Below are 13,772 nucleotides of genomic sequence, written 5' to 3' on the forward strand. Positions count from 1 at the left end.
GTCAGTATCAACGCCACTTTACGGCACGGCCAGCGCGAAGGCTCCGGCAGGACTGACAAGTTACCCGCGCCGGTGGGCACGAGTTGGTCAGCGTGTATCGGGCAGCGGATAATGTCCACGAACGAGTTCACCATCCGCGTGGCAAAGAACGTCACGGAACAAGCACCTTGAGGAGGGCCAATGGCGCATTTCGTGATCATGGGCTGTGGCCGGGTCGGCGCCACGTTGGCGCATACGCTGGAGGACGCCGGACATTCGGTGGCCATTATCGATCAGGACGACCGTGCCTTCCGCCGGTTAAGGACGGGCTTTGCCGGCCGCAAGGTCACCGGCGTCGGCTTTGACCGGGAAACACTCAAGCAGGCGGACATCGAAAACGCTTACGCCTTCGCCGCTGTTTCCAGTGGTGATAATTCCAATGTGCTGGCCACACGCGTGGCACGGGAGACCTTCCACGTGGAGCACGTCGTCGCCCGCATCTATGATCCGGGCCGCGCGGAGATCTACCAGCGTCTTGGCATTCCCACCGTCGCAGCCGTGCGCTGGAGCGCGGACCAGGTGCTCCGAAGGATTCTGCCGGAGGCCACCATCAGCGGGGACTTCCGCGAGCCGTCCGGCCGGCTGATCCTCACCGAGGTCAATCTGCACGCGGGCTGGATCGGCCGACATGTGCTGGACATCGAAAAGGCCGCCGGCTGCAAGGTGGCCTATCTGACCCGATTCGGCGAGGGCATGCTGCCCCGCGCGGACACCAGCTACCAGCAGGGCGACACCGTCCATGTGATGCTGCCGGTGGCAGAAAATTCCGAGATCAGCCGCATTCTTGCCAGCGCCCCAGCCAAGGAGTCCGAGTGAAAGTCGTCATAGTGGGATCCGGCAGCGTCGGATCCTCGATCGCCCGGGAGCTGCTTTTGCACGGGCACGAGATTCTGCTGATCGATCCGAAACCGGAGGTGATCGGCCGCAGCGGCCTGCGCGGTGCGCGCTGGCTGGTTGGGGACGCCTGCGAAATCAGCACGCTCAGGGAAGCCAGACTCGAAGAGGCGGATGTCGTGGTCTCGGCAACCGGTGACGACAAGGTCAACCTGGTGGTCTCGCTGCTGGCCAAGACGGAGTTCGGTGTCCGACGCACGGTCGGTAGGGTCAATAACCCGAAAAACGACTGGATGTTCGACGATTCCTGGGGGGTTGATGTCGCGGTGAACACGCCGCGGCTGATGACAGCCCTGGTGGAGGAAGCGGTGGAAATCGGCGATCTGGTGCGTCTGCTGACGCTGCAGTCCGGGGTCTCCGCACTGGTGGAGTTCACCGTGCCCGGGGACGCGGAGGTGATCGGCAGCACCGTCGGTTCCATTACGTGGCCGGCGGATTCCACCCTGGTGGCCATTCTTCGCGACGAAGCACCGATCACCCCGAGCATCGACGACGTAATCGACAGCGGCGATGAGCTGTTCTTCCTGACCACCATCGCGGCCGAAGACGAGCTCAGGGCGTTGTTGTCCCCGCGGAAGCCGGCCCGGCAGTAGAAGATCCGCTGGCGGGTTCCGCAGCGGGGTCTTCCGCGGCCACCGGACGGCTGATCAGCCAGGCCAACCACAGGCCGAGCGCGTACAGCGGCAACCCCATGATCAGCCGGGTGGCGCCCAGGGCACCCACCTGGTCCGCGAGATACAGCGGAAGCTGCACGGCCAGCCGAAGCCCCATCACGGCGATCAACATCCAGGTGGCGGCCCGGTAGGCTCGCATCCGTCCGGCGTCCTGACGCCAGCGCAGCCCCTCGTTGCGCACATAGCCGAAGATCACCCCCATCACGGGCCATTTCACCAGGATCGAGATCAGCATCGCCGCCATGTAGGCCGCGTTGGTGAAGAATCCGGGGACGTAATAATCCTTGGCCTCGCCGGTGGTGCGGCTGATGAAAACCGAAATGACCACCCCCGCCAGGCCGGCGAGAGCCTGCGTCAGCGTCTCCCGCTTCAGGAGCCGTGCCACGGTGAACACGACAGCGACGGCCAGCGAGACAATGAGCGAGACATTCAACGCACCCGTGATGGTGAACAGCACCACGAAAACCAGCCCCGGGCAAACGCTCTCGGCGATGCCGCGCCAACCCCCGGCGGCTTTCAGCAGATCAATCTGCCCGTTGTCCTTGCGCTCCAGACCAGAATTCGTGGCCACCTCCCGCGCCAGTCCAGCCAGCGTCGGAGCATCGGGAGCCGCGCCGCTCCCTAGGCCCGGCCGGGCCGCGGGCAGCCGGGATCCCAGCACTTGACCCCGCGGCGGTTGAGAGGGGGGCTGTTGAGACGGCGGCTGTTGAGACGGCGGCTGCTGAGACGGCGGCTGCTGAGACGGGGGCTGCCGGGTACGGTCTTCGGGGTTATTCAACTAGATCTCCTGTTTGCCGATAATTTCATACCGCGGGTTGAACATTGTCGGCAGACCATCCCTCAGGGCGACCATGCCCTCGAACCACAGCCGGGTTCCCGGCGCAATGCCGGGCACCCGCCGTCGTCCGAGCCAGATCACCCGGATGCGGTGGTTCTGTTTTCCGTTCGCCGTCACGCCCGGCCTGACGGCGCCGCCCGGTACAGGCAGCAGATATTTATCCACGTCGGTGATGATGGCGGAAAACTCCGGTGCCCGGCCGGGTGGAAGGATCGTCACCGAGTCGACAAAACCGCTGCAGCGGACACGTCCGCGCGCGGGCAGGGCACAGATGGGCGTCCCCTCCTGCACTTCGACGGGCTGACGGTCAGGCACGGAAACTAACCAATTTGGGTGATTTCCGGCCCGCGTCGGTACGGCTCGCCGCCCTGGCCCTCCGCGGGCTGTTCCGCGGGAACATGTCCGGTGCCATCCGCTATAGCATCCTTGGGGAGCCGCAGGGCCAGCAGGTCACGCGGCGGAAGCGGGCTGTCACCGCGGACGACGACGACGGCGCGGAAGAGCGTTTCCAGCGGCGCCGCCGCATCCCGGTCCAGGGCCGCGTCGCCGCCGAGCACGCCGCGAAGAAACCACCGCGGGCCGTCCACGCCGATAAAACGGGCCACCCGTAATCCGCGGCTGCCATCGGCCGCCACGGCGGGCAGCTTGGCCAGGAGTTCCGGGCCAAACATACCGTCAAGTTCCTCGATGCTGCCGCTTTGCGAGCCAACGGACAGGCCGATCTGCTCCCGGATTTCCGGCCACAGGCCTTCCGAGCGCGGGGCCGCGAAGGCCTGTAGCTGAAGGCTCGAACCAGCCAGGTCCAGCGTCACGGCAATGACGCGTTGGGTCCGCTCTTCCACTTCCAGACGCAGTTGGAGTCCGTCGTACGGGGTGATGAGCAGGGCACCGAGATCAAGGTAACCGTCGCGGGTGGAAATTTCATCCGCATCGAAGGGTCCGTGAACCGCGCGATCATAGGCGACGTCGGTGGGGTCACTCACGCTCAAGTGCCGATCCTCAGCGGGGGCCACGGTGTTCGCGTCGTCCTGCGTCCCATCGGCCCGGCCCGGGCCTTTGGAGTTTTTCTTGCCTAACCCAAAAACCATCGTGAGGTATCTCCTTTGACTATGTTCGCAATATTCATTCCCGTGGCGATTCCACGTCTTGGTCCGGACGTCCCGCGACCCTGGCGGCAATTGCGGTGGACGGCCCTCAGCTGAATCCGCCGGTGGAGCCGAAGCCCCCGGTTCCACGAACGGAGTCCGGCAGTTCGACAACCGGGATAAAGACTGCATGCTCCACGCGCTGAATGACCATCTGTGCAATTCTATCTCCGCGGGAAAGGCTGATGCTGTGGGAAGCGTCGGTATTGAGCAGAGTCACGGCAATTTCCCCGCGGTAGCCGGCGTCGACCGTGCCGGGAGCGTTGACGATGGTCAGTCCGTGCTTTGTGGCCAGCCCGGAACGCGGGTGGATCAGCGCCACATACCCCGCCGGCAGGGCGACCGCGACTCCGGTGGGCACCAGCACCCGTTCGCCGGGTGCAATAAGGAGGTCCAGCCTGGTCCGCAGGTCCGCACCTGCATCACCGGGATGGGCGTAGCCGGGTGCTTCGATCCCAGCATCAAGCATTTTCAGCTGCACCTGGAGCCGTGCCGCCCCGGTGCCGCCCGCAGGTGCGGGTGCGGCGGCCGGCCCGGGAGTTACCTCAAAATTATCTTCGCTCACAGCAGATCACTCTAGCGGTTACCAACGGCACGGTCCGTGCGCGGCCGGCGCACCGTGCCGGCCAAGATGAAAACATCCGGGAAAGGTGAAAAACTGTCGCTATGTCCCAAAATTCCGCGATGAACACCGCGCCGGCCGCCGCCGTCATCTACTCCGAGAAGCTCTGGCCTAACCCGTGGATCTGGATTGTCGTCGTCGGGCTCTCCGGTGCCGGCATTCTGGTCCTTGCTCCGATCAGCATGCTGGCCGGTTATCTGGCCGCTGCCGCCCTTTTCCTGATCATGGCAATTCTCCTGCTCACCTCAACACCGCGCATCGAGGTGACCGAGGATACGGTGCAGGTGGGGCGCGCCAACATCGAACGCCGCTTCGTTGGCACCGTCGAAGGTTTCCGCGGCGAGGACGCCACCGCCCAGCGCGGTACGCAGCTGAACGGACTGGCATACCTGTGCATCCGCGGCTGGATCGGCCCCGTGGTCAAAATAGCCATAACCGACGAAGCGGACCGCACTCCGTACTGGCTGGCATCAACGAGGCACCCAGAAAAGCTTGTCGCCGCCCTGACCGCCCCGGCCTAAACGTCCCTCCGCGGACGAACGTCCCGCTACTACAGCTCCGCCGGCCGGGCATCGGGCACTCCGCCGTCGCCGGCTAGACGTCGGGCCCTCCGCAGTCGCCGGCCGGGCAGAACGGCAGGTACTCAGCTTTCGCAGTCCCGGCAGAAGAGCATTCCGTTGTTTTCCCGGGCAATCTGCGACCGGTGCCGGACCAGGAAACAGGATGAACAGGTGAATTCATCGGGCTGCGGCGGCACCACTGTCACCAGCAGCTCTTCGCCGGAGGGGTCTGCTCCGGGCAGTTCAAAGGCCTCGGCCGCTTCCGCCTCGTCTTCGTCCACCACGGCCGATTTCGTATCGGTGCGGTGGTTTTTCAGCTCGTCAATAGAGTCTGCACGGAGTTCATCGTCGGACGTCCGAGGCGCATCGTAGTCAGTCGCCATAATTTCTTATCTCACGCTCCGGTAGGTGTTGCTCGGTTACTGATTTTCCCCTGCACCGCCGACGTTGCCGGACCGGCGGGTGTTGAAGGATCCGGGATTGAGGATCCTGGTCCAGGGACCGGGCGACCCGCTTTCGGCTCACCCGAATCAGGCATCCTTGGATGCACGTCTGGTCAAACGCCAGGGACCTTGGATTTGTGCCCGCAACGGCGGCATTTCTCCCACGGCGGATCCGCCGGTCCTCAGTTCCACCGGCCGATGATCCGGATGTCTTCACGCCACGCCTGCACCGGTAGTAGGAAAAGGGTGCGTTCAGTGGCAAAGTTTTCCATGATGTAGTGAGAGGCTGGAGGGCTTATGCAGGATTTGCGGTTGGTGGGTGTCCATGATGGCGGCGAACATCTGCTTCTCAGTGGTGCCGGTGGCGACATATACCGTCTGCGTATCGACGAGGCGCTGCGCGTAGCGGCCTCGCGTTCCGCCAAGGCCATTCGTCAGACTCCCCGGGACACCGGTGAGGCGAAGCCGCGCCTGTCTCCGCGCGACATCCAGATGCAGATCCGTGCCGGCGCCACCGTGGAATCGATCGCCGAGTCCTCCGGACTGGACCTCGCGCACATCCGCCGGTACGAAGGACCGGTGCAGGCCGAGCGCGACTTCATTGCCCGTCAGGCCCGGGCCGTCGAAGTGTCCGCGGCCGTTCCGGCCCATGACGGGTACCGTTCCGCCTTTGGCGACAATGCAGCTACCCTTGACGAGATGGTGGCCTACCGGCTGGCCGCGTTCGGCATCGATCCTGCCAGCGTCGAGTGGGATGCCTGGCGTCGCCCGGATGGGACCTGGACCGTTACCGCCGATTTCAACACCGCCGCTTTCAACACCGCCGCTTCCAACACCGCCGCTGCCAACGCTGCCGCTTCCAACGCCGCTGCTGCCAACGCCGCTGATGCCGAAACCGGCAGCGCGGGGGCGGTCGCCAGCATCGGGGAGCCTGCACCGGCCCAGTGGACCTTCAGCCCAGGCCGCAAGACCATCCACAACGCCAACCGCTGGGCGCAGCAGCTTAGTGAACTTGAGCCGCTTGACAGCCCGCTCCCCGGCCGCCGGCTCACCGCCGTCGCCGACAGGCCCTTTGATTTTGAGGCCCAGGCAGCGCTGGAGTCCGAGACCGCAGACGACGACGGCGAAGCGGCCGATCCCTCCAACGCCGACAGTGACGCCGACGGTCTGCTGGATATGCTCCGCTCCCGGCGTGGACAGCGGCTCGGGGTGGACGAGGACGAAGACGATGCCTTGGCGGCGCTGCTCACAAGCGGCGTTCCGGCAGCCCATCCGCGTCAGTTGGCCCCCCCAACGGATGCGGCGGAGCCCGCCGCGGACAGCGCGGATTCCGCGGATGGTGGCTCGGCAACCGGGTCGGATGCCCCCCGCCGGCCGGAAAGCCGGTCCCGCGCCTTCCCACTCCTCAGTCTGGCACCGCGGCCCGCGGAGCCTGCTCCGGACAGCATCGCGTTGCACAATGTCAGCACGCAGACCCGCGAAATCAGGATGTCGGCCGCACCCAGAACCCCTCCGGCAGCAGCCGGCTCCGCTCCGGCAGCCCGGGACCTGCCGGCACAACCGCTGGCCGCACCGACGTCGTCCTCCGACACCCCAGACCGCGCGGACCGCAAGGCCGCTGTGAAACCCAAGCGCTCCAGTGTTCCAAGCTGGGACGAAATCGTGTTCGGCACGAAGGGCGACTGATATGTAGGATGGTTTGTCAAGAGGCATAGGTGAGCGGCTCCTAACTTTGTTGTTGGGGGCCGCTCCCTTTGGTGCCTTCCGGGGGTGATGGTCGTTCTGGCGAGTCTTGATTTCGACTGCAGTGTCAGACTGATATTCGCGGGTTGGCTACCGCATGACGATTATTCGGCTGGGGCGTATCGGTGTCTAGCATCGAGCATCAACGGTGGCGTGCCGTCTGCTCATAGTCGCGTCTCGAGTTAGCCCCAAAGTGCTGCCACGTCACGGCCGCCACAGCCCGGAAGGCACGTTCTTTACGCCGCGTTCATGCGGTGTCCTTGCTTTTGTTCCCCTTGCTGGAGGGGCGCGGCCAGGGACCAGCACCAGCCTGCAAGTTCCCTGGCGATCGCGGTGTTTGCCGTGACGGATCTTTTCTTGCGGGCATCGAATGCGCACCACTTGCGGTAGAGTCGGTGGTTGCCCTCCAACGCCCGTATCCGGGTGGCCGGGGCCACGAGGTCCATTTGCCGCAGCAGTCGGATCCCGGGCCTGGAGTAGGAGCGCCGATGTTGCCAGGCTGCCTCGACCAGGAGTTTGCGGGCATATTTGCTGCCGGCCTTCGTGATCGGACCTTGGTGCCGGGACTCGCCGGAAGACTGCTCGCTGGGCACGAGCCCGACGTAGGAGCCGATGGATGATCCTGTGAACCGGGTCCAGTCACCAATCTCCACCGCCAGCCCGAACCCGGTAGTGACCTGGACCCCGCGCAGGCACATCAACGCGTCGATCACCGCCTTGTACTCGCAGTCGCGGGCGACCGTGGCAACGCGTTGGTCAATGCGTTTGAGTTGGGCTGCCAGCAGCTCCGCCTGTTCGACGTCGGCCTCGTAGGTGAACTGCAGCACCGGGGAGTCAAAACGCTGCCGGTGCAGCCACCCCTGGTGCTCCTGCGTCCATTTCGTCTCGTTCGGGTACCTGATCCCGTGCCGGAGCAGGATCGCGTTCACGTGCTGGCGGGCATGAGCGAGATTCTTCGCCGCCGTGGCCCGCAACCGCGACAGATCGCGCAGGTCCTCCTGCTCCCGCGTTGGGACCCGGACCTCTGTCACCTGCCCCAGGGCAAGCATTTCAGCCAAAAGCCGGGCATCTCGCTTATCGGTTTTGACCTTGTCTCCCGGTGCCCGCAGCAGTTTCGAGGACGCCGCGACCACACAGTCAACGCCGGCCTCCCGCAAGAACCTCGCCAACACGTACCCGGTCGGCCCGGACTCGTACACGGCCTTCACCGGTGCTTCGAAGCGGCGGATCCAATCCAACACGACTGCCGGATCCGAATCCATCTGCATTCTCACCAGCTCCCCGGTATCCGGGACCAACGCGCAGCCAACAACGTTGGCCGCGTGAACATCCAACCCAATAAACGTATACTGATACATGACCGGGACCACCCAAAATTCACATGTGGCACTACCAATGCAACTCTCACCAAGGCCCTAAGCCAAGAGGTTGTTCACTGGCAACCCACGGACGCTGTGACACAGAAGGCCCCGGCCCTCACTACCTCCGGCCGGTCCCTGCCCCGCCGGATACAAGGCCGTTCCCGCCGGGCAATAGGCCCCGCGGCGCCGCCTTCAAAGCGAAGGCCACACACCAGCATCAAGCCGGCGCCACGGGCCCGCCCGGCGACAATGGCCGCCCCGGACGGGCAGCAAACCCAACCACCCCCACCTCATATTGGCTAGCCGGCGCGGTGCAGCATCGCCGCGATGAGTGCAACCAGCACGAACGCCCGCTAGGCTCCTATCCTTGGCCGGCTCCGCACCAGGTCTGCGAGCTCAATCAATCGGTGGGAGCCGGGAAAGCCCCTGGTGCGGAAGTCAGTGGCGATGCCAAAGGCAAACACATCCACGTCCATCTCGTCCACCGTGCGCGCCAACTGTTCGACCTGCCCGGACGGTTAGAACTGCACCTCGTCGCAGATCAGGTAGCCGATCCTCTCCCCCAGCGTGCGCCGTCGGACGTTTTCCGCCCACAGGTCGGTCTGCGGGATCACCTCAACGACGTCCCTGTGCAGCCCCAGCCGACTGGAGATCATCGAGTCCCCGGCGCGGTCGTTACTACTGAAGCGCAGCCCGCTGCGGCCCGGGGCGCGGTGGTTGTAGTCCATCTGCAGTGCCAAGGTTGATTCCCGCTGTCCATGGTGCCGGAAAAGAAGATCAGCTCAGCCACGCCGGCCTTTCCTGCCCTGGCTCCCGCTCCTGCCCTGCATGCTGATGCGCAGCAACGGCACCTCACGTTCGGCCTTGGTCAGGGAGCCATGCTGGCCCACTACGTCCGTGGCGGAGCTGCGGACGCGCCGCAGGTCAAAGAACGCCACGGGTTCCCTTGCCGCGATCAGCACATCGCCGATCCGTCCGCTTACCTCGGGCCGCACCGGGCCGAAGTAGCCCGCCTGGACCGCCTGCTCGCGGGTGAGGACCCACGCCTGCTTGCCGTAACGCTTCAGCCAGGCAGCCACCAGCCGCTCGAGCGCGCCCTCCCCTGCATCCGGTTCGAGGTACAGATGCACCATTCGCGGCTCCCCCGCGGTATGCCGAACCTGCTCAACCAGTTCCGGTTCCGCGGAATAATCGATCCGCGCCTGCGGTGGGACGTCCACCATGCCGTGGTCGGCCGTGAGCAGCAGAACCGTGTCCGCCGGAAGCTGGGCCGCCAGCCGCTTCATCGCGGCGTCGAGTTCCTCCAACTGGTGTTCCCACGCCTCGGACTGACAGCCGTGTCCGTGGCCGGCCTTGTCCAATTCGCTCCAGTAAAAGTACATCAGCATGCTCTCATTTGCCGCCATCAGTTCCGCCGCGGCCGCCGTGCGGGCGTGTGGGGAAGCGGCGGCGACAAATTCGCTGCCCCGCAGCGCCGCGCGGGTCATCGGCGAATCGGCGAACTTGGGCAGGCTGACGGTGCTCACCGGCACCTGGCCGCAAAGCCGTTCGAAGACGGTCGGGTGCGGCTGCCAGGCGAGCGGATCCACGCCGGCATCCCAGTTCCCCAGCAGATTGACCACCTTGTCCTGCGCGGGGTCCAGCACGTCGTACCCGACCATCCCGTGCTGACCCGGTACGACGCCGGTCCCCAGGCTGGTCAGCGAGCTCACCGTGGTGGAGGGGAAGGAGGCGTTGAGCGTGGGCAGCTGGTGGTGCGCCGCGGCGTCGCTCATGACCGACCGCAGGAAGGGCGCGTGCGCGGCCCGCTGGCTCAACAGGGCCCTACCCAGCCCGTCCACCAGCACCACGCAGATCCGCCGGGCACGCGGAATATTGAGCGCATTGGCGAACCCCGGCACGCCAAGTGCCGCCGCGCTGCTGGTGAACACTTCGCCGATGGTGTTCCGCCCGTAGCCGGGCGGCTGCGGCAGCGGAGCCTGCCTGTAGGGGGGTGGTGCCGCTGCTGTCCCGGCGGTCGACGTCACCGCTTAGCGCCGGTGATGTCCACGGCTGGACTTCGGACTCAGGGACGGAAATCTGCCGCGCTCAAGCGAATGCGGCTCGGTGTCCGTCGGGGCGGCGCTGCTGGTATTGACCGCCCGCACCGCCCGCGCGAAGGATTTGGCATCCTGGACGGCCTGCAGCCCGTCCGCCTCCGCGCTGATCCGCAGCGCAATGTCCTCCTGGGCGATGGTGCCGGTGTAGCCGTGATCCGCATCGCACTGCGGGTCCCCGCAGGCCGCCGGGCCGACATCGACCCGCTGGCCGCCGGACCACGCGATCGAGAGCGTGAGTTCACGGACCGGGTCGGAGGGCTTGTAGTTCTGCGGCTGCGAATACACGTAGCTAAGCACCACGGATCTGATCTGGCTCACCGGGACGGATTCTGTGGAGACCTGCGCCACCATCTGCTCGCCCTCGTCGTCGAGCTGCTGGTCATCAACATGGGTGATCACCAGCATGTCCTCGGTCAGCACCAGCACGGTGATGTGCCGATGCACCTCGGTCCGGTCGAAATGGGTTTCCAGATGCACCAGATGGGACAGGCATGCCCGGCCATCCAAAGCGTCATCCACCACGTCCGAGACCAGCAGCGGATAAAAGCCGGCCCGCTGCAGAGCGGCCTGGAGGTTATGACCCTGCGTGCCCTGATGTGCCGTCGTTCCGAACGAATTCATAGCTCTATTTTCACAGATCCGCAGCACGCAAGCTAACCGATCAGGAAATCATGGCCCGACGTGCGCTGTCCGTGCGCTGCGCGGGATTTCCGATCCGCACATCCGCGGCCAGGATCCGGAACCCGTCCCGGCCGACCAGCACCGGACTAAACTCCACCAGTGCGATTTCCGGATGCTCGTCCTTAAGTACCGCAAGCCTGGCCGCAAGATCCTCCAGCGCGGCAATATCGACGGCGGGGAGCCCCTCGTAGCCGAAGAGCTTGCGCGCCGCCTGCGGCGAGCGCACCAAGTCGGCCACATCCGCGCTGGTCAGCGGCGGAATCCGATGCGCCCAATCGCCCAGCAGATTAACAGCGTCGCCGGCCAGCCCGAACGAAACCACCGGGCCCAGCAACGGGTCCTCGATCGCCCGCAGCGTGCACGACTGTCCCACCGCGGCCATGCTTTGGACTTCCATGGCGAACCTACCGAAGGGTTCAAGCACCTTGGTCATCTGCGAAATGTTGCGCCGCAGCGACGCCGCATCCTCAATATTGAGCCGGACACCGCCCAGATCCAACCGGTGCCGCAGGGTGGCGTCCATCGTCTTCAGCGCCACCGGCCAGCCGAGCCGATCCGCACCGGCCACCGCTTCGTCAGCGGTGCTGAACGGCACCGACTCCAACACCGTGATCCCATAATGTGCCAGCAGTTCCGCGGCGGTGGGCTGATCGAGGCGGACCAGCCCGTCCCCATCGACGCCGTGCAGCAGATCGTCCAGCCGCGCCGCCACCGCATCGGTATCGATTCCGGCGGGCTCGGCGAAGGCCACCTGTTCGCGCTGTTGCCACTGCGCATAACGGACGACGGCGGCGAGGGCGGCGACGGCGGCCGCCGGGTTGGAGTAGCACGGGAGACCGGGTTCGATCAATCCCTCCACATAAATCGATGGGTCCAAAATTCCGGTGAACGCGGCGACCACCGGCTTGCCCGACTCCCGGGAGCAGTCGAAGAGCACCTGTGCAATCGCCTCGACGGTAAGCCCCCGCGCGGGCAGCAGCGTCACGACGGCGGCGTGCACGGTGTCCTGCAGCAGCGCGCCGAGCAGCCGGCGCCGCAGTTCCGGCAGCGCCACGGACTGCCCGCTGTCCAGCCGCAGGTCCGCAGAGACGGGTCCGGGATTGAGCCCGTACGCTACCGCGGAATCCGCGACCACCTTGCCCAGCGCCAGCGAGTTGCTGAAAACGGCCAGGCCGGGCCCGCCGGGAAGTGGTTGGCTGTCCACTATCTGCGCGACGTCCAGCAGCTCCTCAATCGTTTCGACCCGGATCACGCCCGCCTGCCGGAGCATCGCGTCCAGCGCACCGCCCGGCGCCGCCGTGGTCCGGACCGCGTGTCCGGGCGGCAGGCGCAGCCCCATCACATCCGATTTCGCCACGATGACGGGCTTGCTGCGGGCCAGCCGGCGGCAGATCCGGGAAAACTTCCGCGGATTGCCGATAGATTCCAGGTACAGCCCACAGGCGCGGGTCTGCTCGTCGTCTTCCCAGTACTGCATCAGGTCATTGCCGGAAACATCCGCCCGGTTGCCGGCCGAAAGCATGCTCGAGAGCCCCACCCGGCGGCGGCTGGACGCGGCATAGAGCGACACGCCGATGGCCGCCGACTGGCTGAACAGGCCAAGGCCGCCGCGTCGCGGCATGGCCGGTGCCATCGAAGCATTCAGGGAAATTTCGGGCCGGGTGTTCGCCACGCCCAGCGAGGCCGGACCCACCACCCGCATACCGCTCGCTCTGGCCCGCCGCACCAGGTCCCGCTGCCGCGCAAGCCCGCGGGCGCCGTCGTCGGCAAATCCGGCGGTAGCGACCAGCAGCCCCTTCACCCCCGCGTCGCCGCATTCGGCCACCACCTTGGGAACCTCCGCGTAGGGAACGGCAATGATGGCCAGATCCACCGGCCCGGGAACCGCCCCGATGCTGCCATAGGTCATCAGCCCGGAGAGCTCCAATGCCTCCTGGTTGACCGCATAGACCGGCCCGTTGAACCGCCCCTCCACAATGTGCTCCAGCAGTTGGTTGCCGATGCTCCCCCACTGCCGGCTTGCCCCGATCACCGCCACCGAGCGCGGCGCCAGCAAACCCGCCACGCTGCGGGCCTCGGCACGGTGTTCCCGCGACTCCATCACAGCGCGCGATTTTTCCGTCGGATCGATGGCGAAGCCCAGCGAAATCACGCCGTCGTCGAAATGCCGGTGCACCTCGTATCCGGCCTCGGAAAAGACCGTGAGCATCTTCCGGTTCTCCGGCAGGATCTCGGCGGTGAACCTGCGGATCCCGTTTTCCCGCGCGGCGGCAGCGAGGTGTTCGAGCAGGATCGAGCCGAGCCCCCGGCCCTGATGACGGTCGGCAATATTGAAGGCAACCTCCGCTTCGGTGGGGTCATCGAGCCGGTCGTAGCGGCCGATTCCGATGATCTCCCCGGGCCTGGTGATCACCAGGGCCACCCTGTCGCGGTAGTCAAGTTCGGTGAAGCGGCGCAGCTCCCGATCGCTGAGCCGGGCCTTGTAGGTGAAGAAGCGCAGGTAGGTCGAGTTCTGCGACTGGGCCAGATGAAAGGCCTGCAACGCGTCCGCATCGGCGGCCGACATGGGCCGCAGATGCGCAGTGCCGCCGTCGCGCAGCACGACATCGGCCTCCCAGTGTTCCGGATATTCGGGCTCAACGGGCTGTTCCACCATAGACTCACTGTACCCAG

13 protein-coding genes and 1 pseudogene are annotated in these 13,772 nt (G+C 65.8%); 4 read left to right on the forward strand and 10 right to left on the reverse strand.

From position 1 onward, the window contains the following. Positions 1-180: 180 nt before the first annotated feature. Complete coding sequence (locus tag QMG52_RS15210) at positions 181-855, forward strand: potassium channel family protein (protein ID WP_283561249.1); 675 nt, start codon at positions 181-183, stop codon at positions 853-855. Then, positions 852-1,526, forward strand: a complete 675-nt coding sequence (locus QMG52_RS15215) for a potassium channel family protein (RefSeq protein ID WP_283561250.1) — start codon at positions 852-854, stop codon at positions 1,524-1,526. Before QMG52_RS15210 ends, QMG52_RS15215 begins: the two co-directional genes overlap by 4 nt. Here the strand turns inward: QMG52_RS15215 and QMG52_RS15220 are convergent. From QMG52_RS15220 to dut, 4 genes are all read right to left on the reverse strand, one after another. After that, the gene (locus QMG52_RS15220; RefSeq protein WP_283561251.1) at positions 1,486-2,178 is read right to left on the reverse strand and encodes a DUF3159 domain-containing protein; all 693 of its coding nucleotides are present in this window, start codon (positions 2,176-2,178) and stop codon (positions 1,486-1,488) included. The two genes, QMG52_RS15215 and QMG52_RS15220, sit on opposite strands and share 41 nt — an antisense overlap. A gap of 207 nt (positions 2,179-2,385) precedes the next feature. After that, positions 2,386-2,760: a single stranded DNA-binding domain-containing protein gene (locus QMG52_RS15225; protein WP_283561252.1), complete on the reverse strand. Its 375-nt coding sequence runs from the start codon at positions 2,758-2,760 to the stop codon at positions 2,386-2,388. A gap of 5 nt (positions 2,761-2,765) precedes the next feature. Next, positions 2,766-3,533 carry a DUF3710 domain-containing protein gene (locus QMG52_RS15230; protein ID WP_283561253.1) on the reverse strand — a complete coding sequence of 256 codons (768 nt, stop codon included), beginning with the start codon at positions 3,531-3,533 and terminating at the stop codon, positions 2,766-2,768. A gap of 106 nt (positions 3,534-3,639) precedes the next feature. Then, on the reverse strand, positions 3,640-4,155 hold the full coding sequence (dut, locus tag QMG52_RS15235) for a dUTP diphosphatase (protein WP_502920546.1): 516 nt from the start codon (positions 4,153-4,155) through the stop codon (positions 3,640-3,642). Positions 4,156-4,256: 101 nt separating this feature from the next. Between dut and QMG52_RS15240 the strand changes: the two genes are divergently transcribed. Next, positions 4,257-4,733, forward strand: coding sequence for a DUF3093 domain-containing protein (locus tag QMG52_RS15240; protein ID WP_283561254.1), 477 nt, complete (start codon positions 4,257-4,259; stop codon positions 4,731-4,733). 122 nt (positions 4,734-4,855) lie between these two features. Here the strand turns inward: QMG52_RS15240 and QMG52_RS15245 are convergent, their stop codons facing one another. Further along, complete coding sequence (locus QMG52_RS15245) at positions 4,856-5,155, reverse strand: DUF4193 domain-containing protein (protein ID WP_283561255.1); 300 nt, start codon at positions 5,153-5,155, stop codon at positions 4,856-4,858. Between the two features lie 357 nt (positions 5,156-5,512). Here QMG52_RS15245 and sepH point away from each other — a divergent pair, with 357 nt between their 5' ends. After that, complete coding sequence (gene sepH / locus QMG52_RS15250; RefSeq protein ID WP_283561256.1) at positions 5,513-6,901, forward strand: septation protein SepH; 1,389 nt, start codon at positions 5,513-5,515, stop codon at positions 6,899-6,901. 293 nt (positions 6,902-7,194) lie between these two features. On the opposite strand, the gene QMG52_RS15255 is transcribed toward sepH, so the two are convergent. From QMG52_RS15255 to QMG52_RS15275, 5 genes and pseudogenes are all read right to left on the reverse strand, one after another. After that, the gene (locus tag QMG52_RS15255) at positions 7,195-8,316 is read right to left on the reverse strand and encodes an IS110 family RNA-guided transposase (RefSeq protein ID WP_283561257.1); all 1,122 of its coding nucleotides are present in this window, start codon (positions 8,314-8,316) and stop codon (positions 7,195-7,197) included. A gap of 380 nt (positions 8,317-8,696) precedes the next feature. Beyond that, positions 8,697-9,109 (reverse strand): annotated as a pseudogene (locus QMG52_RS15260) (thymidine kinase); the annotation flags it as partial. After that, positions 9,102-10,346, reverse strand: coding sequence for an alkaline phosphatase family protein (locus tag QMG52_RS15265; protein ID WP_283561258.1), 1,245 nt, complete (start codon positions 10,344-10,346; stop codon positions 9,102-9,104). The gene QMG52_RS15265 and the pseudogene QMG52_RS15260, both read right to left, overlap by 8 nt. A 3-nt stretch (positions 10,347-10,349) precedes the next feature. Continuing rightward, positions 10,350-11,039 (reverse strand): DUF5998 family protein, encoded by a 690-nt coding sequence (locus QMG52_RS15270; protein WP_283561259.1) that lies wholly within the window; start codon positions 11,037-11,039, stop codon positions 10,350-10,352. Positions 11,040-11,079: 40 nt separating this feature from the next. Beyond that, positions 11,080-13,755 (reverse strand): bifunctional acetate--CoA ligase family protein/GNAT family N-acetyltransferase, encoded by a 2,676-nt coding sequence (locus tag QMG52_RS15275; protein ID WP_283561260.1) that lies wholly within the window; start codon positions 13,753-13,755, stop codon positions 11,080-11,082. Between the last annotated feature and the right edge of the window lie 17 nt (positions 13,756-13,772).

The sequence above is a fragment of the Paenarthrobacter sp. PH39-S1 genome (assembly GCF_030063245.1).
In the GTDB taxonomy this organism is placed as follows: Bacteria; Actinomycetota; Actinomycetes; order Actinomycetales; family Micrococcaceae; genus Arthrobacter_M.